This window comes from Peptoniphilus koenoeneniae, from assembly GCF_030812875.1.
GTDB classification, from domain to species: domain Bacteria; phylum Bacillota; class Clostridia; order Tissierellales; family Peptoniphilaceae; genus Peptoniphilus_B; species Peptoniphilus_B koenoeneniae.
The window spans coordinates 167,448-187,647 of the sequence record NZ_JAUSTN010000005.1 but is presented as its reverse complement, the minus strand read 5'-3'; the positions used below and the strand labels follow the sequence as shown (position 1 = coordinate 187,647).

At 30.1% G+C, this 20,200-nt stretch carries 22 protein-coding genes; 18 read left to right on the top strand and 4 right to left on the bottom strand.

The genetic code is table 11. From position 1 onward, the window contains the following. The first annotated feature begins 8 nt into the window (after window positions 1-8). The 7 genes from gyrA to J2S72_RS05925 all read left to right on the top strand — a co-directional run bounded on the left by gyrA (window position 9) and on the right by J2S72_RS05925 (window position 5,718). Window positions 9-2,438, top strand: coding sequence for a DNA gyrase subunit A (gene gyrA, locus J2S72_RS05955; protein ID WP_307495172.1), 2,430 nt, complete (start codon window positions 9-11; stop codon window positions 2,436-2,438). Next, complete coding sequence (locus tag J2S72_RS05950; RefSeq protein WP_023055055.1) at window positions 2,439-2,744, top strand: STAS domain-containing protein; 306 nt, start codon at window positions 2,439-2,441, stop codon at window positions 2,742-2,744. It begins immediately after the preceding gene. A 4-nt stretch (window positions 2,745-2,748) separates the two neighbouring features. Further along, complete coding sequence (locus J2S72_RS05945) at window positions 2,749-3,093, top strand: ATP-binding protein (RefSeq protein WP_307495171.1); 345 nt, start codon at window positions 2,749-2,751, stop codon at window positions 3,091-3,093. A 1-nt stretch (window position 3,094) separates the two neighbouring features. Beyond that, window positions 3,095-3,877, top strand: a complete 783-nt coding sequence (locus J2S72_RS05940) for a SigB/SigF/SigG family RNA polymerase sigma factor (protein WP_307495170.1) — start codon at window positions 3,095-3,097, stop codon at window positions 3,875-3,877. 2 nt (window positions 3,878-3,879) lie between these two features. Next, a complete protein-coding gene (locus J2S72_RS05935; protein ID WP_023055019.1) occupies window positions 3,880-4,512 on the top strand; it encodes a transporter associated domain-containing protein in 633 nt (210 codons plus the stop codon). 95 nt (window positions 4,513-4,607) lie between these two features. Further along, the gene (locus tag J2S72_RS05930; RefSeq protein ID WP_023055050.1) at window positions 4,608-5,174 is read left to right on the top strand and encodes a chromate transporter; all 567 of its coding nucleotides are present in this window, start codon (window positions 4,608-4,610) and stop codon (window positions 5,172-5,174) included. Further along, window positions 5,164-5,718, top strand: a complete 555-nt coding sequence (locus J2S72_RS05925; protein ID WP_023055031.1) for a chromate transporter — start codon at window positions 5,164-5,166, stop codon at window positions 5,716-5,718. The genes J2S72_RS05930 and J2S72_RS05925 overlap by 11 nt, the downstream gene beginning before the upstream one ends. A gap of 12 nt (window positions 5,719-5,730) precedes the next feature. Here J2S72_RS05925 and J2S72_RS05920 read toward each other — a convergent pair whose 3' ends face one another. Beyond that, window positions 5,731-6,552, bottom strand: coding sequence for a LysR family transcriptional regulator (locus J2S72_RS05920; protein ID WP_307495169.1), 822 nt, complete (start codon window positions 6,550-6,552; stop codon window positions 5,731-5,733). 164 nt (window positions 6,553-6,716) lie between these two features. Here J2S72_RS05920 and J2S72_RS05915 point away from each other — a divergent pair, with 164 nt between their 5' ends. The 11 genes from J2S72_RS05915 to J2S72_RS05865 all read left to right on the top strand — a co-directional run bounded on the left by J2S72_RS05915 (window position 6,717) and on the right by J2S72_RS05865 (window position 18,451). After that, window positions 6,717-8,063, top strand: a complete 1,347-nt coding sequence (locus tag J2S72_RS05915; RefSeq protein ID WP_307495168.1) for an MATE family efflux transporter — start codon at window positions 6,717-6,719, stop codon at window positions 8,061-8,063. 82 nt (window positions 8,064-8,145) lie between these two features. Continuing rightward, complete coding sequence (locus J2S72_RS05910) at window positions 8,146-8,667, top strand: GNAT family N-acetyltransferase (RefSeq protein WP_307495167.1); 522 nt, start codon at window positions 8,146-8,148, stop codon at window positions 8,665-8,667. A gap of 4 nt (window positions 8,668-8,671) precedes the next feature. Then, complete coding sequence (locus J2S72_RS05905; protein ID WP_307495166.1) at window positions 8,672-9,676, top strand: DnaD domain protein; 1,005 nt, start codon at window positions 8,672-8,674, stop codon at window positions 9,674-9,676. Window position 9,677: 1 nt separating this feature from the next. Beyond that, window positions 9,678-10,640 (top strand): ATP-binding protein, encoded by a 963-nt coding sequence (locus tag J2S72_RS05900; protein WP_307495165.1) that lies wholly within the window; start codon window positions 9,678-9,680, stop codon window positions 10,638-10,640. Between the two features lie 108 nt (window positions 10,641-10,748). Continuing rightward, a complete protein-coding gene (locus J2S72_RS05895; RefSeq protein ID WP_307495164.1) occupies window positions 10,749-11,450 on the top strand; it encodes a response regulator in 702 nt (233 codons plus the stop codon). Between the two features lies 1 nt (window position 11,451). After that, window positions 11,452-13,239 (top strand): HAMP domain-containing sensor histidine kinase, encoded by a 1,788-nt coding sequence (locus tag J2S72_RS05890; RefSeq protein ID WP_307495163.1) that lies wholly within the window; start codon window positions 11,452-11,454, stop codon window positions 13,237-13,239. Further along, window positions 13,236-14,567 carry a hypothetical protein gene (locus J2S72_RS05885; RefSeq protein ID WP_307495162.1) on the top strand — a complete coding sequence of 444 codons (1,332 nt, stop codon included), beginning with the start codon at window positions 13,236-13,238 and terminating at the stop codon, window positions 14,565-14,567. The genes J2S72_RS05890 and J2S72_RS05885 overlap by 4 nt, the downstream gene beginning before the upstream one ends. Next, entirely contained in the window at window positions 14,548-15,390 is an 843-nt protein-coding gene (locus tag J2S72_RS05880; protein ID WP_307495160.1) for a hypothetical protein, read from the top strand. The genes J2S72_RS05885 and J2S72_RS05880 overlap by 20 nt, the downstream gene beginning before the upstream one ends. A 599-nt stretch (window positions 15,391-15,989) precedes the next feature. After that, on the top strand, window positions 15,990-16,805 hold the full coding sequence (locus tag J2S72_RS05875; protein ID WP_307495159.1) for an MBL fold metallo-hydrolase: 816 nt from the start codon (window positions 15,990-15,992) through the stop codon (window positions 16,803-16,805). Further along, window positions 16,783-17,517 (top strand): 5'/3'-nucleotidase SurE, encoded by a 735-nt coding sequence (surE, locus tag J2S72_RS05870; RefSeq protein WP_023055048.1) that lies wholly within the window; start codon window positions 16,783-16,785, stop codon window positions 17,515-17,517. The genes J2S72_RS05875 and surE overlap by 23 nt, the downstream gene beginning before the upstream one ends. A gap of 4 nt (window positions 17,518-17,521) precedes the next feature. Next, a complete protein-coding gene (locus J2S72_RS05865; protein WP_307495158.1) occupies window positions 17,522-18,451 on the top strand; it encodes an alpha/beta fold hydrolase in 930 nt (309 codons plus the stop codon). Between the two features lies 1 nt (window position 18,452). Here J2S72_RS05865 and J2S72_RS05860 read toward each other — a convergent pair whose 3' ends face one another. The 3 genes from J2S72_RS05860 to J2S72_RS05850 are packed head-to-tail and all read right to left on the bottom strand — an operon-like array spanning window position 18,453 to window position 20,195. Continuing rightward, window positions 18,453-18,977 (bottom strand): DUF3783 domain-containing protein, encoded by a 525-nt coding sequence (locus tag J2S72_RS05860; RefSeq protein ID WP_307495157.1) that lies wholly within the window; start codon window positions 18,975-18,977, stop codon window positions 18,453-18,455. Window positions 18,978-19,004: 27 nt separating this feature from the next. Continuing rightward, window positions 19,005-19,727, bottom strand: coding sequence for an elongation factor P 5-aminopentanone reductase (gene ymfI / locus J2S72_RS05855; RefSeq protein WP_307495156.1), 723 nt, complete (start codon window positions 19,725-19,727; stop codon window positions 19,005-19,007). A 39-nt stretch (window positions 19,728-19,766) separates the two neighbouring features. Then, window positions 19,767-20,195 (bottom strand): hypothetical protein, encoded by a 429-nt coding sequence (locus tag J2S72_RS05850; protein ID WP_307495155.1) that lies wholly within the window; start codon window positions 20,193-20,195, stop codon window positions 19,767-19,769. Window positions 20,196-20,200: the final 5 nt, after the last annotated feature.

Here is a 20,200-nt window from a genome sequence, read left to right as displayed (position 1 = left end):
GGTAGATTATGGTAGAGAAAAATGAAAATGGAATAATTGAAGTTGATATTTCAAAAAAAATGAGGAGTTCTTACCTTGACTACTCCATGTCGGTTATAGTTTCAAGAGCTCTTCCAGATGTAAGAGATGGACTTAAACCTGTTCACAGAAGAATTGTTTACGGAATGCAAACCCTTGGTATTACACCGGATAAGAGTTTTAGAAAATCTGCAACTCTTATAGGTGAAGTAATGGGAAAATTTCACCCCCATGGAGATTCCAGTATATATGATGCCGCAGCAAGACTTGCTCAGGATTTTAACATAAGATATCCCCTTGTAGAAGGTCAAGGTAACTTTGGTAATGTTGATGGAGATAGACCAGCCGCTCCTCGTTATACAGAAGTCAGGATGGATAAAATAGCTCTTGAAATGTTAAGGGACATTAATAAAAATACTGTTGATTTTGTTCCTAATTTTGATGAGAGAGAACTAGAACCTACAGTTCTTCCATCAAGATTTCCAAACTTAATTGTAAATGGATCTGCAGGTATTGCAGTAGGTATGGCAACAAATATGGCTCCTCACAATTTAAAAGAAGCTATAAATGCAGTTGTATCTTATATGAGAAACGAAGACATAAGCATTGAAGAAATCATGAAGGATTTAAAGGGTCCGGATTTTCCTACAGGAGCAATAATTTTAGGGAAAAAGGGAATAATTGATGCTTATAAAACAGGAAGAGGAAAGATACAAGTTAGGGCAAGAGCTGAAATTGAAGAATATAAAAACAGAAGTAAAATTGTCGTAACGGAAATTCCTTACCAAGTAAATAAATCAAATTTAATAATAAAAATTGCAGACTTAGTTAAAAATAAAGAAATAGAAGGCATTGCAAATATAAAGGACCTTTCATCTCATAAAAAAGGTATAAGAATTGAAATAGACCTAAAAAGAGATGCAAATCCAAAGGTAATATTAAATCAACTTTATAAAAATACCCAAATGCAAATAACCTTTGGTATTATAAATCTTTGCCTGGTAGATGGAGAACCTAAAGTTTTAAATATAAAAGAACTTATTAAATATTATGTTGACCATCAAAGGGAAGTTGTAAGAAGAAGAACTGAATTTGATTTAGATAAGGCAAAGGCAAGGGCCCACATCATTGAAGGTTTAAAAATAGCTCTTGATAATATTGACAGAATTATAGAAATTGTAAGAAATTCAGAAGACGATGCTGAAGCAAAAGAAGCTTTTACAAGGGAATTCGGACTAAGTGAGCTTCAAGGTCAAGCAATTCTCGATATGAGAATTAAAAGACTTACAGGATTAGAAAGAGAAAAATTAGATAATGAATATAACGACTTAATAAAGCTTATAGCAAAACTTGAGTCAATTCTTGAAAACAAAAAATTGTTGGATCAAACAATAATTGATGAAATTGAAGAAATAAAGGAAAAATATTCAGATTTAAGAAGAACTGTAATTGTTGCAGATGAAGGAGAAATAGACGAAGAAGAGTTAATTGCAGAAGAAGATGTTGTAATAACCCTTACCCAATTTGGATATATAAAAAGAATGCCTGAAGGAACCTATAAACCACAAAGGCGTGGAGGAACGGGAATAGCAGCTCTTACAACAAGGGAAGAAGATTTTGTAAAAGACCTTTATATAACATCAACTCACGATACAATTTTATTCTTTACAAATTTCGGAAGAGTATATTCATTAAAAGCCTACGACATTCCCGAAAGTTCAAGACAGGCAAAGGGAACTGCAATTGTAAATCTTTTAAATCTTTCAAGAGATGAACAGGTTACAGCAGTTGTTCCTGTAAGAGATGAAGAAGAAAGCTCAAGTCTAACAATGATTACTAAAAACGGACTTGTAAAAAAGACCGGATACAGTGAATTTAAAAATATAAGGAAAAATGGACTTAATGCAATAAATTTAAGAGAGGGAGATTCTCTTATAGCAGTAAGACTTACAAAGAAAAACGATGAAATTATACTTGTAACTAAAAACGGAATGAGTATAAGATTTGGTGAAAATGCAGTAAGGTCTATGGGAAGAAGTGCTCAGGGAGTAAAATCAATAGAACTTAAAGATGATGATGAAGTTGTAAGTTTTGATATAGCGGAAAATGAAAAATATTTGCTTGTAATAAGTCAAGGCGGCTACGGAAAGATGACTAAGATGAGTGAATATAGAAATCAAAACAGAGGCGGCATAGGTCTTATTACTTATAAAATTACAGAAAAAACAGGAAAAGTAATTTCTGCAAAAGTAATAGATAAATCAGATGAAGTTATGATGATAACGGAAAAGGGAATAGTGATAAGAATACAAACCGAGGGTATTTCAGTAATGGGAAGACACACATCAGGAGTAAAACTTATGAACCTTAAAGATTCCGAAGTAGTAGCCGTTGCAAAATATGTGGGAGATGAAATATAAATGGGCTTTGAATTGAAAACAAAGGTAGAAGAAAAAATTATTGTAAAAGCAATAGGTGAACTGGATATATTTGCAACTGATGAATTTAAAGAAAAAATAAGCGAGATTTACAAAGAGAATAAATTAGATATTTTGTTTGATTTTGAAAATTTAGATTATATAGATTCAACAGGACTGGGATCCTTAATTTTTATCTATAAAGAAATGGTAAAAGACAATAAGAAAATAGAGCTTATAAATGTTAAACCAAACATCAGAAAATTATTTTTAATAACAAAACTTGATCAAATGTTTGAAATTAGGTGAAGACATGGATAAGATAAAAATAAGCATACCTCAAAAAATAGAATATTATTCCTCTGTAAGATTATTTATTTCAGGAATTTTATCTAACTTTGACTTTGATGTTGAATATATAGAAGACTATAAGATGGCAGTAACAGAAGGCTTAAACATTTCAAAAATCCAGGGAAAATTAGAAAACATAGAAATTGAATTGGACATTGAAGAAAATTATATTATGACCTTTATAAAGGGAATAGAAGAAAATTTTAAAGAAGAAGAAATAGAAATGTCCAAACTTATAATAGAGTCCCTAATAGATAAAGTAATTTTTGAGGCGGACGGAATAAAATTAATAAAAATCAGAGAATAATATGGAAAAAAACAACTCCAAAGAAAAAAAATCAATTAAAGAAGAGCGAAGAAAAAAATTTGAAGAGTATTATAAAACAAAAGATCCAGAAATAAGAGAAGAATTAATAAAAGATCATCTTTATATTGCAGATATTCTTTCAAAAAAATATTCGGGAAGGGGCATAGAATACGAAGACATATATCAAGTAGCCTCAATAGGGCTAATATATGCAGTAGATAGATATGATCCCAAAAAAGGATATGAATTTTCTAGTTTTGCAACTCCCACAATAATTGGTGAAATAAAAAAATACTTTAGAGATAAAGGATGGACAATAAGAGTACCAAGAAGAATTCAGGAACTCTCAAAAAAAATTAATAATGCAAAAGTATATTTATCTCAAAAATATCAAAGAGCGCCTACAGTAAACGACATTGCAAAATATCTTTCCAGCACACCGGAAGAAATACTCGAAGCTGCAGAAGCATCAAAAGTATATTCTCTTCAATCCCTTGATGTTATCTATGAAGCCACAGAAAGTGACAGAGATGTAAATCTTTCTGAAATCATAGGAGAAGATGAAGAATATTTTGATAAAATTGAAATGAACGATTTTATAGAAAAACTTCTTGAAAATTTAAACGAACTTGAAAGAAACATTTTGATGGAAAGATATTTTAAAAAGAGTACACAAATAGCAATAGCAAAAAAATTTCAAATATCTCAAATGACAGTATCCAGAATAGAAAAAAAAGTTTTAGAAAAATTAAAAAAAGAAATAGAAAAAAATCTTGGAGAATAAAAATGAATAGAAGAAAATTTTTACTCAACTTAAATAAGATAGTATATTTTTTTGAAATGTTAATTTCAATATTGTTAATAGTTGGAATAATTATTTCAGTGCCGGATATTTTCAGATACTATCATTCTATAATAATTTCACCAGCAGAACCCAGTTATGAATTATTTAAACACTTTTTAGACCACGTTCTTTTACTTGTAATAGCTGTTGAATTTGTCCTCCTAATGGTTGCCCATTCGGACTCAACAATAATTCACTTAATAATGCTTGTAATAGCAAGAAAGATGCTAATAAAATCAGACACCATGAATGACATCATAATAGGAGTAATAGCAATATCATTATTATTTGCAGTAAGAAAATTTTTAATAGGAGCATCAGACGTAGGAATATTTTCATCAAATGATAATGTATTTAGTGCTTCAACAGACATAGAAGAAATAAACAGAAAATGTAATTTTCAAATAGAAGATTTGGGATATAATTCTATAGGCGGTTTGGTTTCAGATCTTATACAGGAAAAAGGTTATGACCTTGAACTGGGAACAATGGTAGATGACGGAAAATATATTTATGAAGTTATAAAAAGTTCTAACAACGTAATAGAAAGTGTAAGCATCCATCCTATAAACTGAAAATAAAAATAGAAAACACGCAAAAAGCGTGTTTTTTTTATTTTTAAAAAATAAAAAAATTTTCTATGCTATAATGCAAAAGAGGTGTAAGTAAAATGAAAAAAATTTCCTTGGCAAAACTTTTTTGGACTTTTTTTAAAATAAATGCCATAACCTTTGGGGGAGGCTACACAATTGTTCCCATAATAAAAGATATATTTGTGGAAGATTTAAAATTAATAGATGAGGAAAAAATGCTTGATATAGTTGCTCTTGCCCAGGGAGGACCGGGAGCAATGGCAATATCCACATCAGTCTTAACAGGATATAAATTAAGAGGACCTGTGGGAGCCCTTGTTTCACTAGTGGCATCAAGTCTTCCCTGTTTAATAACTCTTTCGATAATTTCAAAATTTTATCAAGCTTTTAAAACAAATTTTTATATAAGTTCAGCTCTTTTAGGTATAAGTGGGGCAATAAGTGCCGTACTTTTTATAACAGTATACAGGATGGGAAAAAGTGCAATTAAAAAATTTCCTATTTTTTCAAGTTTTGTAATTATAAGTGTTTTTATCCTGGGATTTTTCTTTAAAGATATAAATAAAATTTATTTAATTATATTTTCAGGTCTTTCAGGACTTATAATTTTTAGTCTTTTTAAGGAGAAAAAAAATGCTGATTGATTTATATTTAACCTTTTTAAAAATAGGAATGATGGCTTTTGGTGGAGGATATGCAGTAATTCCCCTTATAGATGAATTTGTTGTGGAAGGAAATAAATGGATGAATTCAAAGGAATTTTTAGATTTGATTTCTATTTCTCAAATGACGCCGGGACCTATAGCAATAAATTCAGCAACCTTTGTAGGACAAAAAGTAGATGGAATAATAGGTTCAATAGTTGCAACTCTTGGAGTTATAACACCTCAATTTATTTTAATGATGATCCTTGGATATTTTTTATTTTCAAAAAATAAAAAATTTGTATCTCTGGATAGGATGTTAAATGGAATAAAGGCAGGGGTGGTTTCTCTTATTTTAATAACGGCTATAAATCTTTTTAACCAATCGGTTTTTAAGGGAGCCTATTCTTTGGAAAATATGGTTTTTCCCGCAGCAGTAACTTTTATATTGGGACTTATCCTATATGGAAAAAGAACTTCTCTCTTTAAAATAATAGGAATAAGTGCAGCTTTAGGCATAGTTTTAAATTTAATAATAAAATAAAAAAATGGACTTTTAAAAAACAAGTCCATTTTCTTTTATTGATTTAAATTCATTTAATAAAATTTTAAATTCCTTGGTTATAAATTTATCTTTTTTGTAGTGAAGGATAAATCTTTTCTTAAAATTAATGTCTGAAATAATTTCATAATTTTTAGAGATTATTTCAGGTAAAAAAGCAAAATAAGGGCCAAGCTCAAGAAGTTTTAAAACGGAATCCAAAGAAGAAGATTCCCAAGCTGTATCAAGTATGTATTTTTCTTTTAAAGCTTTTAAAACTTTTATAGGATAAGAATTTGACCAGGAAATAAATTTAAGGTTGTGAGGACTTAAACTTAAATTTTCTTTTTTTGTACAAAGGACAAAATTTAAATCAATAAAATCTAAATCATCTTTATAGGAAAAAAGATTTTCGCCTAAGAAAAGGCAGTCAAGTTCATTATTTTCAAAAAGTTTTTTTAAAACATTTGAATCCTTTAAAACGAATTTAAGGCAAATATCATATTTGTTTTCTAAATTTCTTTTAAACTTTTCAATTAAATCCAAAGGCACATCTTCACTTATGCCAATTTTAATTAAAGAAGTGTTTAAAAGCTCCAAACTTATGTCTTCAAAATCTCTAAGAAGTTTTTTTGAAGAGTGATATAATTTATATCCCGCATCTGAAAGAAAAAGACTTTTACTTACTCTTTCAAATAAAACAACATTAAACTCCTTTTCTATTTGAGCAATTGCATGAGAAACAGTAGGTTGGGATATATGTAAATTTTCTCCAGCTTTAGACATATTTTTAGTATTTGCAACTTCTAAAAATATTTCCAAATCTCTAAGGGTCATATTTGTACCTCCTATAATAAAAATATTATATCAGTTTAATGAGCAAAAGTTAAATAAAATTTAATTATATTCAAAAAGTAATTTTTTATATAAGTTTGCATTTACTTAAACTCTCCCTTATACTGAATTAATAGGAATAAAGAATAATAATATAGAAAAAAAATATGAAAAAAACAAGAAATATAAATCTTACTGAAGGATCAATTTATAAGGGCATAATTGCCTTTTCAATTCCCCTTCTATTATCAAATTTTTTACAACAATTATATAATACGGCAGACCTTGTAATTGTCGGCAGATTTGCAGGAAAAAATCCCATGGCCGCAGTAGGTTCCACAGGACAGATAAGTGCGCTATTAATAGGGCTCTTTTTTGGTTTAACCACAGGAGCAAGTGTAGTAGTATCTCAAGTTTACGGAGCAAAGGATAGAAAAAAACTTGAAAAAAGCATTACAACTTCTTATGCCATAGCCATATTAGGTGGAATAATTTTAACAATAGTGGGAATCCTCTTATCCCCTTGGATTTTAAGGGCTGTAAAAACGCCCGATGAGATTATGGATATGGCTGTAAGTTATATGAGGATTTTTTTCTTGGGAATGATACCCCTTTTAGTTTACAACATGGGATCTGGTATATTAAGGAGTATGGGAGATTCAAAAAGGCCCTTTAACTTTTTACTTGTAGCGGCAATTACAAACATAATTTTGGATATAATTTTAGTTGCAGTTTTTAAAATGTCTGTTGAAGGGGCAGGCTGGGCAACATTTTTTGCTCAAGTTATAAGTGCAATCCTAGTAACCTACTCTCTAATAAAATCCGATTTTGTAAGACTTAACCTAAAAAATATTTTTAAAATAGACACAGATATTTTAAAAGAAATATTTAATATAGGAATTCCAGCCGGGATTCAGTCAGCTATTATCTCCTTCTCCAATGTTTTAATTCAATCAAAAATAAACGAGTTCGGTGCAGATGTAATAGCAGCCTATAGTGCTGGAGGAAGGATAGATAATTTTATCTATATGGGAATTGTTTCCGTAGCCCTTTCAGCAACTACCTTTACAGGACAAAATATAGGTTCAAGAAATTATAATAGGGTTCGTCAGGGAACAAAAGTGAGTATTATTATAGGAGTAGCGGTTTCTTTATCCCTAAGCCTATTCACCTTTGTATTTGCAGATCCCCTTATAAAATTGTTTAATAAAGACCCCTATGTAGTTGAAGTGGGTAAAATATATATCAGAATTTTATGCACAACTTATTTTATTTTCTCCATGAGCGAAGTTTTAGGAGGAGTAATAAGAGGGGCAGGCTTTGCCATGGCACCTATGCTTATTTCAATAGTTTTCATGTGCGGAGCAAGGATGATTTGGATTTATATAGTCTTAAAAATGATTTACAGAGTGGAAATTATTTTTATGGCTTGGCCTGTAACATGGGTTCTTGCCTTTATAGCAAACTACTTTTATTATAAATTTGGAAAGTGGAGAAGACTTCTTCCCATTTAAAAAAATAAATAAAAATATGAAAAAAGGCCTTAGGGTCTTTTTTTGATATAATATAAACATGGTAGAAGGAAAAATAACAAGGATGGAAAAACTCAGCCTAAAAGACGCCTATGAATTTCAAAATTGGGGTCAGTATGAAAATCCTTTATTAAGAGATTACAACTTCATAGAAGATAAAAATTTTTTAATTAAAAATTGGTACCAAGAAAAAACAAAAAACAGATATAATGAATATTGGACAATTTTTGCTAATCAAAAACCTGTGGGTTTTATATCTTTTAAAAAAATAAATAAAATTTTTTCATCAGCAGTTTTAGGTTTGGCAATAGGAGCAAAATATAATAACTTAGGCTACGGACAAGATGCTTTAAAAACCATGGCGGACTATTATTTTAAAGAAAGAGGATTAAAAAAAATAACATTAAAAGTTGCAGCCTATAACAAAAAAGCCATTCACATCTATGAAAAAATTGGATTTAAAAAGGTTTCAAAGGGCCTTATGTTTCTTGAAAAAGATTTGTACCAGTATGGCCAAGGACAGGGTTTTGTAAAAATTTTAGGTAAAAAATTAATGTCTTATATTGTTATGAAATTGGAAAGGTAAAAAAATGGGAATTTTTTTAAACAAATGTCAGTTGGACTTAGGTTCAACCTCAATAGAAAATATATTTATTAATGACTTTATGCCCTCAGCAGATGGGTCTTTTGTAAAAGTTTATATAATGGGTCTAAAACTTCTAAAAGAAGGCCAAGGTGGGGCTGTAAAAGCTTCAGACATGGCAGATTTATTAGGTATACTTGAAAATGACGTGTATAGGGCTTGGGATTATTGGGAAAAACAAAATTTAATAAAAATAAAAAGAGAAAATGATGAGATGGACATATACTATGTAAACTTAAAAGAACTCTATATAAAAAATGTTTGGAACACTGAAAACAAAAGTCGTGAAAATTTCAGCCAAATAGTAGAAAATCCTCAAGTGGCAAACTTTTTATCAAGAATTGAATTTCTTTTAAGAAAGAGCATTTCCCCCATGCAAAAACAGGATATTTACAACTGGATAGGAGTTTATAATATGCCCATGAGTCTTATTGAAGAAGCCTTTTTCTTTGTAACAGAAATAAAAAACATATACAATGTAAAATATGTTGAAAAAGTTGTAAGGGACTGGAGCGAAAAAAGTATCAGAACTCCAGAAAAACTTGAAGAAAATTTCAAAGAGCATGAGAAAAAATATTACAACTATAATTTTGTTATGAAATCCATAGGTCTTACAAAAAAAACCTTCAACCAATTTGATTTTGATTTGATAAATTCCTGGTATAGTGAATTTTCAGAAGATATAATTGAAGAAGCTCTTTCAAAAACTGTAAACATACAAAGTCCAAACTTAGGTTATGTAAATGGAGTTCTTGAAAATTGGAAAAAAAGCGGCTATACAAGTTTAGATCAAATAAGGTTAAATGACACAAAAGATAAAAAAGTTAAAAAAGTGGGACCTAATTTTAAAAACTTAAACAAGAAAACAGATTCTTATACGGGAAAAGAACTTGAAGATATTGCCAAGAAAAAAGTTGAAAAACTTCTTGATTCTATGGATAAGGGTGAATAATTTGAAAATATTTCAAAAAATTTCTAACGAATATGAAGAAATAAGAAATGAAAATACAAAAATTGAAGAAGAAAGAAAAAGGGAAGTTTATGAAAAAATCCCGGAGCTTCAGTCTATTGAACAAGAGATAAATCAAATAGGAATTAGGGCTTCTCTTGCAAGTTTAAAGGGAAAAGACACAGAAATTTCCAAAGATGAACTTAAAAATTTAAAAAATTTAAGAGATCAACTTTTACTTGCAAATGGCTATGATGTAAATTATTTAGATAAAATTTACACCTGTAAAAATTGTAAAGATACGGGAATAAGTGAAAATGGAAAAAGATGTTTTTGCATGGAACAAAAAATGGCAAAAGAACTTTATAAAATGAGCAACTTAGATTACACCCTAAAAAAAGAAAACTTTGAAACTTTTGACATAAATATTTTTTCCAACGAAACCTATATTGAAGGAGAAAAAACTCCCAGGCAAAACATGGAAGACATTTTAAATATTTCCTGGAGATTTATTTCAACTTTTGAAAAGGCCAACGACATGAATTTACTTTTTTACGGCTCCACAGGTCAAGGCAAGACTTTTTTAGTAAACTCTATAGCAAAAGAACTTTTAGATTCTGGCATAAATGTAGTCTATCAAACAGCTTGGGAAATATTTGATATGCTTGAAAAAAGAAGATTTAGAAGAGATGAAGATTTTGACGAGCTTAAATTTACCATGCTTATTGAATCTCAACTTTTAATAATAGATGATTTGGGAAGCGAATTTGCAAACACCTGGCTTGCATCTGAAATTTTTAACATTTTAAATTCCAGAATGTTAAAGGGTAAAAAAACTATAATTTCCACAAACTTAGAACCTAAAGAACTTTCAGAAAGATATTCTCAAAGAGTTTTTTCAAGAGTTTATGATAAATTTTTCCCAATAAAATTTTACGGACCAGATCTGAGATGGGAAAGAAAATAAAAATATAAATTAAGGCGATTTTTATCGCCTATTTTTTTTAAAACTTTTAAAAAATTATCATTCTTTTATAAATATTGTGATTTGGTATAATAGAAGGAGGAGGTCTATATGAGCGATAAAATTTTAGTCTGTGATGACGAAGCTGCAATAGCAAATATAGTCAAATATAATTTGGAAAGAGAAAAATATGAAGTTGAAGTTGCTTATGATGGAGAAGAGTGTCTTAAAATTTTAGAAAATAATGATTTCGGTCTTATTATTTTAGATGTTATGATGCCAAAACTTGACGGTTTTTCAACTTTAAGGGAAATCAGAAAGAAAAATAACATTCCAGTTATAATGCTCACTGCAAAAGAAGACGAAGTTGATAAAATCCTTGGTCTTGAACTGGGAGCTGATGATTATGTAGTTAAACCTTTTTCCATGCGTGAGCTTATTGCAAGAGTCAAAGCAAATTTAAGAAGGCGAGACTTTGAAGCTGAAGATAAATCTCAAGTTAAGGAAGAAAATGAAATTATTGAAGAAAATGATTTAAGAATAGATCTTGCAAAATATGAAGTAAAAAAACGTGGAAAAGTTGTAGAACTTACCCTACGTGAGTATGAACTTTTAAAATTTTTAGCCTTAAATAAGGGACAGGTTTTTTCAAGAGAAGAGCTTCTTGAAAAAGTGTGGGGCTATGAATATTACGGAGACATTCGTACAGTTGATGTTACAGTTCGTAGGCTTCGTGAAAAAATAGAAGATAAAAACAAAGAATTTAAATACATAATAACCATACGAGGAGTAGGTTATTATTTTGGAGGTTAAAATGTTTCAAAGCGTCAAATGGCGACTTATAACTATATACTTGGTTCTTGAGCTTATTGTACTTTCAATTGTAAGCTCATTTATAGTAAATAGACTTGAAACTGAACAAATAGGAAATATTTCGAAAAACATGGAGGCTAATGTAAATTCACTCATTAGCTCTTCTTTTAATGTTTTTAATGAAGACCTATATAAAAATAAAAATAAGATTGACGAACTTATAAATAATTGGCGCCTTTATTCAAATGAAAGTATTTATGTAATAACATCTGAAAAAGAACCCATTATTATTTCCTCAAACACCAATGCAAGGGATTATTTTTTAAACAACAGGCAAAATGCCCTAACTTATAAAAATTTAGAGCCGGATTTAATTTTACAGGCCCTTCAAGGGAAAAAAGCTGAAAGCCTTGTAGAAAATAAAAATACATCTGAAAACACAAAACATCTCTTAAAACCCATTATAAGTGACGATGGAGAAGTAAAGGGTTTAATTTATGAAGTTTGTGACTTGCAAAGCGTATATAATGTTTTAAATTATGCAAAAAATATCTTAACAAGTGCCATAATTTTTGCCCTTGTAATAACCTTGGTTTTAGCCTACATACTGGCAGGATCCATAACAAGACCTATAAAAGATTTAACTTTAAAGGCAAAGGAAATGGCGAAGGGAGATTTTAATCAAAGGGTAGAAGTTAAAAGTGATGATGAAATTGGAAAATTAGGTAACACTTTTAATTATCTTACAGATGAATTAAATCTTACCATTGACAAAATGAACATTGAAAAGTCAAAACTAAATACAATTTTTGATTATATGGCTGAAGGAGTAATTGCCGTTAACAGAAATGGAATTTTAATTCATGCAAACCCTATAGCCAAGAGAATTCTAAACTTAAATGACAAGTCTATGGGAAGTCCCATAGATTTAATAAGAGTAAACATAGATAAACTTAATTACTCGGACTATAAAAGCCTTAGGGGAGAAAAAAATTTGGATCTTAACAATAATTTTTATAAGGTGAAATTTGCCCCCTATAAAAGCGAAGGTTTAAATTCAGGAATAATAGTAGTTCTTCAAGACATAACAAAAGAACACAAACTTGATTTAATGAGAAGGGAATTTGTTGCCAATGTATCCCACGAATTAAAAACTCCTATTACAACAATAATGTCCTATACGGAAACCCTTTTAGAGGTTGACCTTGATGAAAAGGGAAGAAAAAACTTTTTAAAAGTTATTGAAAAAGAAAACCAAAGAATGGCAAGGCTTGTGTCTGATTTATTACAACTATCTAACATGGATTACAAGCAAACGAATTGGAAGTATGAAGCTTTAAATACTTATGATTTTATAAGTGAAAATGCTGAATCTCTTGAAGTTTTATTAAATAAAAAAAGACAAAAATTAACTTTGGACATTCCTAAAGATATAAATAAAATGTTTGTGGATAGACATGGAGCAGACCAAGTTTTCAGAAACATTTTGGCAAATGCCATTAATTATACAGAAGATATGGGCAAGATAGAAGTAAAAGCAAGAAGTCTTGGAGCAAATGTAACAATAGAAGTAAAAGACAACGGAGTGGGAATTGCAAAAGAAGATTTAAACAGAATTTTTGACAGATTTTACAGAGTTGAAAAATCACGTTCAAGGGCAATGGGAGGAACGGGACTTGGTCTTTCCATAGCTAAGGAAATTATTGAATCCATGGGTGGATCAATAAAAATAGAATCAGTTTTAAACGAGGGGACAAAAGTTACTTTAAACTTTGCAGGTGTCTTATGAAAAAAATTTTGTCAAATTTAGCAATAATTTTTTTATCCTTTCTTTTAATCTTCCAGGGACTATTTTTATGGATATCTCCGGGGATTTTAAAAAAGAGAGAAAAAATAGAAGAATTTAATACCCAAGACATGATTAAAAAAATTTTTACCCCAAGATATATACTTGCAAACTTTTCACCAAAAAACCACGGTCTTATTTTTAAAATCAGTAACTACTGGAAAGAAGACTTGGATAAAATAGGAAAAATATTAAGCCAAACAGGCCTTGATGAAACTGAAGAAATAAGTATGGAAGAATATATGGCCTTGCAGGAAAAGCCCTCAATAGTATATAGATTTTCCCAAGTTATGGACGGTCGTGTTTTTATAAATGTCATGGACTATGAAAGAAAAAATAGGGATATAATAAAGGGTAATTTCAGTGAAATCTATTTTTCCCAAGATGGAGATGTAATTTTACACTCGGCGGATAAAAATTATAAATTAAAATATGAAGAAGAAGACTTTGTAAAAGATAGGCTAACTGAACTGGCGAAAAGTGATTACTTAGACGTACTAAACTTTAAAGAACTTTACGGAATAAATAAAAACATATATCTTCCAAAAGATAAAATTATCTATCTTAGAGATATATCCTATGTAAACGAAGTATCTAAACTGAACAATTTACAAAAGGCCAACATGGCTATGAAATTTTTATCAAAAGACATTGACTACATCAAGGAAATAAAAGACCAGGAAGGAAATACCTATGTCTATGGGCCGAGTTTTTTAAAAATTTTGGACAGAGGACTTATAGCTTATAAAAATACTGACCAGGTAAAAAAAGAAGATAGCCAAAAATATGAAAATTTAATACTTGCCTGTAATTTTATAGGATCAAAGACTGGAAAAACTGACGGTTTTTATTTTAGCGGTTACAACATTCAAAATAATGACGACTTTAATTTAAACTTTGAATTTAGAGAAGATGGAATTCCCTTAATTTTTACTGAAGACAAAAAAGACTATATAAACTTAAAAATTTCATCAAAACAAATTACAGAATATCAAGAAATTTACAGAAGAAGCGAAGAAGGAGAAGGCGTTATAAAAATGCCTATAAGAACGAAAAAATTGGAGGACATAATTCTCGAAAACCCTCAAATATTTTCTGAAGGCATAGAAGGAGCCTTAAAAAACATAGGGGGAGTAAGTCTTGTATATTTAGATTTAAATGAAAAAAATTTGAAAGCAGGCCTTAAAATCAGTTATAAAAATAAATCCTACTATTATTCTTATGAGGCGGAAAAATTTATTGAGGTGAAAAATGGATTGGCAAAGAGCTAAAAAAATTATGCTTTTAATTTTGCTTATAACAAATTTAATATTATTCGCCTTGATTTTATACAGATATGAAAATTATAAAGACAAGACCTCAAGTGGTGAATTTATAAATAAAGTAAGTGAGCTTTTAAAAACAAAAGACATAAGCCTTGAAACAAAAATCCCAAAATATAAATTAAATATGAAAAGTTTAAACGTTGAATTTGAAACCTACGACTTAGACAAAATGAATAGCCTGTTTTTTAATGATCTGGGAATTGTAAGCACAACAACAAGGGGTAATGGAAGAATAGACTTTAAAGACTCTTCATTTATTTTAATAAATTCAAGAAGAATTTTGTACGAAAGACAAAAGGGTCAAGGCTATACAATTGAAAACTTAGAAGACGCAGTAAAGGCAAGCAAGGATTTTTTAGTAAAACACGGTTTAAGTAACACGGACATGATAATTACAAAAATGGAAAAAGAAGAAGATCAATTTATAGTAGAATACAGAAAACTCTATGACAACAAACTTCTTGAAACTTCCTATACAAACTTTCAAATGGACAAAAACGGAGTAAGGAAACTTGACAGACTCTGGCTCAACGTAATTGATGAAAGCGGAAGAAAAATATATATGGAATCCGCATCAAAAGCCCTTTTATCCATTTTGGAAAAAGACATATCGGACAAGAAAATAACAAAAATAGAAGCTTGTTATTACTTTGATCCAGAAGAACAAGGTTATATAGACGACATAACAAAAGTACTTCAAGGACGTGCAATTCCATCTTGGAGAATAGAATTTGACGACGGAGAAGATTTAATAGTTGAAAATTATTAAAAAATAAAATCCATTGAAAAAATATCAATGGATTTTTTTAATGGAAAAAAATATAAACCCAATGTATGAGACCAATAAATTGGTCCGACGGCGAAGGCGAATTAAACAAAATAAAAAAATGAAGTTGAAAATTAAAACAAAAATGCTCTATGTGAAGCATAAAAAAATATTTGTAAAAAATTTTAAATCAAATATTTATTTTTTCTCCCACAAAAAACACGCGGACCGGTAAACCGGTCCCTAGGCCCCACAAAATCCCACACAAATTTATTATAATTTTGAATCCACACAGAAATGTGGGGTTAATTTATGCGAAGAGATTTCACAAGAATAAATCCCTGCAAGAGAATGTAGGGACCAATTTGAAGACCTAACCCGATTTTTGAAAAAAATCGTGGTAGGTCTCATGCAACTATTTGCCCAAATCTTTGATTTGGCTGCAAATATCTGCAATTGGTCCGGCGGCGAAGCTGAATAAAATAAAACAAAAAAATATAAGAACTTTTACAAATATGTTTTAAAATTTATATTTATAAAAGAGCTTTTTCCTCCTTTATTTTTTTATATAAAACTGTGTTATAATAGCTGCGGAGGTAGTTATGAGATTTTGTTCACTATCCAGCGGTTCCGACGGAAACTGTCAATATATTGAACACAAGAACACAAAAATTTTAATAGACGCAGGTCACAGCGGCAAGAGGATAAAAGAACTTTTAAGTTTAATAGATATAAATATTGAAGATATTGATGCAGTCTTTGTAACTCATGAACACATGGACCATTGTAAGGGTGTAGGAGTAATTTCAAGAAGACACAACATAAAAGTTTTTGCCAATGAAAATACTTTTAAAGGCATGAGTCCTTTTGTGAAAAAAATAAGTTTGGAAAATGCTTTTCAATTTAACAACGGTAAGGCTTTTCAATTTAAAGATTTATTTATTGAGCCTATGCCAATTTTTCACGACTGCCTGGGCGGAACAAGTTTTATAATTCACGGTGGTAAGGAAAAAATTTGTATAATTACCGATACAGGTTGGATTTCTGCAAGCATGATGGAAAAGGCTCAGGGAAGTGATTTATTTTATCTTGAGGCAAATCACGATTTGGATATGCTTATAGGAGGAACTTATACCTGGGCTCAAAAGCAGAGGATAATGTCCAATGAGGGGCATCTTTCCAATGAAAATGCAGGGAAAGTTTTAAGTAAGCTTTTAAGGAGAAAAAAGGAAAAAATCCTTCTTGCTCATTTAAGTCTTGAAAATAATACGCCTGAAAGGGCAAAGAAAACAGTGAAAGATTTGTTGCTTGGAAAAAATTTACAAGAGGGAAGAGATTATTTCTTAGAGGCTGCACCCAGATACCTTCCTTCAAATGTTTACGAATGGAGAAAAGATGAGGATACTTTTAACAAATGATGATGGATATTTTGCACCGGGCATTCTTGCTTTTGCAAAAGAAACAAGAAAAAGAGGTCATGAGGTGGTTATATTTGCACCGGATAAGGAAAATTCGGCAAAGAGCCATTCAATTACAATTTTGGAGCCTCTTTATGTAAAAAAAGTTGAAATTGAAGATTTTGAAGCTTATTCAGTTTCAGGCACTCCTGCAGATTGTGTGAGAGCTGCCATAGAAGTTAAGGGCCACAATTTTGATTTTGTATTTAGCGGTTGCAACTTAGGTCTTAATTCTGGTATGGATATTTTATATTCAGGAACAGTTTCAGCTGCTGTTGAAGCAAACATATTGGGCATTCCTTCTTTGGCATTAAGTGCTCAATATAAACACGGCAACTGTAATTTTCAAACGGCAGTTTACTACGGTCTTGAAGTTTTTGAAAAAATAAAAAATTTAAAGGAAGCAAAGCTTGTTAATGTAAATACACCCAAACTTGAAATTAATAAGGTAAAGGGAATAAAAGTTGCAAGTGTTGGAGGTTCCATTACAGATAAATTTAAAAAGACCGTAAAGGGAGATACAATAAAAATTGAGGTAGTGGGAAGAGATGCGCAAAATGATATAGAAACTGACAGGACTTATCTTGAAGACGGCTATGTTACTGTAACGCCTCTTATTTATGATTTTACAAATTTAAGAGAACTTAAGAATTTTAAGGAAATTTTCAGGTAGAAAAATGGAAGGTTATTTTAAATCAGCAAACGGGAAAAATAATATTCACTATATTGTGTGGGAAGTTGAAAATCCTCTTGCCGTTGTTCAAATTGTTCACGGTATGAGTGAACACATTGCAAGATATGATGATTTTGCAAAATTCTTAAATAAAAAAGGCTATTTGGTCATAGGTCATGATCATTTGGGCCATGGTTTAAGTGTTGAATCAAAGGAAGATTTGGGATATTTTGGAGAAGGAGATACAGTTCAATATTTAATTCAAGATATTAAAAAAGTTAATGAGATGACACAAAATTATAAGGTGCCTCATTACATATTGGGTCATTCCATGGGTTCTTTTTTAGCGAGGATTTATATTCATAAATATAAAGTTGATAGGGCCATTATAATGGGAACAGGTCATTTTACAAAGTTTCAAGGTAAATCTCTTATACGTTTAGCAAAATTAATTGCAAGATTTAAGGGCCAAAGATATAGGGCAAAAATTTTAGGCTATTTTACAACAGGAAGACTTGCAAAAAAAATTGTAGGCGGAAAATTTGATTGGATAAGTAAAAGTGCAAGAAATGTAAAAGACTTCATAGCAGACCCTCTAAGCGGTTTTGATTTTACAGCCAATGGATATATCACCTTAGGTGGAATTCTCTTTAAAATGGCCAGTCTAGAGTCTAAGAGAAGTAAATTTAAAGATACTCCTTGTCTTTTTATTTCCGGCGGAGATGATCCTTTAGGTTTAGGTGGATATGGAGTTAAAAAAGTTTTGGAAGATTATAGGAAGAGGTCATGGAAAGATACGGATATGGTTCTTGTAAAAGATTTAAGGCATGAAGTTTTAAATGAAGACGATAAAAGAAGTTATGATATATGCTATGAATTTTTTGAAAAAAAGCCCTACAAAATCTTGGAAGCCCAAGAAATTGAAGAGCCTTAGTTTAAAATAATTTCATAAATTTTTCCAGCATCTCATCTAATTTTTCTTCAGTAAGATTTTTATCAACACGAAGCTTTTCAGCTTCTTCAATATAAACATTAAGCTTGGGATTTTTAATTTCCTGAGCTTTTTTTATGCACTTACAAAGATTTTGATACTTCATAACAAGCCTGTGTTCTTCTTCAATGTGATTTATCATATAAAAAAGAGTCCAATTTTTGTTGGTTTCTGTTAAAACAGCCTTGTGGGGAATATAAATGTCCTTTTCTTTTAAATCTCCTATAATTTCATAAAGTCTTTTTTCAGTGAAATCACAAAACATCATAAAATTTGTCTTTGAATTAAAATCTTTTTCTTCCTCATTTTCATTTTTTTCAAAACCATCTAAACCCAAAATATATCCTATATTTTGGCAAAGTTCATCTTTTCCTGCTTCCACAAGATTAATGTTGTTTTCCTTTAAAATAGAATATAAGTCATCTTTTTTTTCATAATTTTCAAAACCATAAAGTAAAATTTTTTCCATAAAACCTCCTGTAAAATATAATAAATTTTAGTAAATAGTCATTCCACCGTTAGGTGAAATAATTTGTCCTGTCATAAAAGAATTTTCATCAGAAATTAAAAAAGCTGCAAGATTTGCAATTTCAGAGGGATCTGCAAAACGTCCGAAGGGAATTTCGTTTTTTACCTCCTCAAGGTCCTTTTGACTTAAAAGATTAACCATTTCAGTTTTAACAGGACCTGGTGCAAGGGCATTGACTTTTATATTTGAATAAGCAAGTTCCCAAGCAAGGCTTTTGGTAAAAGCATTTATAGCTCCCTTTGATGCTGAATAAAGAGATTCACAAGAAGCACCCACAATTCCCCAAACGGAAGAAATATTTAAAATGTTTCCCCCACCCTCATGAAGCATCATGGGGACAATTTTTTTTGTAAGATAAATAGTTCCAAAGACATTAGTATCAAAAACTTTTCTATATTCTTCATAGGTAAGGTCTTGGACCATTTTATAAGAGGGAATAGCAGCATTATTAATTAAAACATCAATTTTTTTATAATTTTTTTCTATAAAAGAAACCATTTTGTCTATTTCATCTTTATTTGAAATATCAGCCTTAAAAATTTCAACATTTCCCTTGAGATTTTTCTTTAAAAATTCAGCAGCTTCTTTGCTTTTATTGTAATTTATAATTAAATTGCAGTCCCCGGAAAGTTTTTCAGCTATAGCCCTGCCTATACCCTTAGCTCCTCCTGTAATAAGAACATTTTTCATAAAATACTCCTTAAAAATAAAAAGCGATTTTACTCGCTTTTATTTTTTAAAAATTTCCTTATCTCCCACATAAATTGAAATTAAATCAAGTTTATTGTCCTTATTTTCATAGACAACTTTTGTTACCTTTCCATCAATATCAGACTCACTTGTTATAATTCCATTGTCATTATTAATCTTCCAAGATTTAACACTTACAGGATCCACTATGTCCTCGTCGTGTTCAAGTAAAAAAGCATTAACATTATTTGCCGCTTCAATACATTCTTCACGAGTCATATTTGAATCAAAATTTACATTTTCAAAGCCACCCTCTGAAGAAGATGTTTGAGTTTTTTTAGAGTTTTCAGCATTTGTAACCTGAGTTTTATTGTTCTCAGATCCCTTATTATTTTGATTTTCTTTTCCCTTACCGCAAGCACTTAAAATTAAGAGCAGGGATAAAAGTAGAACGGATAATTTTTTCATATTTC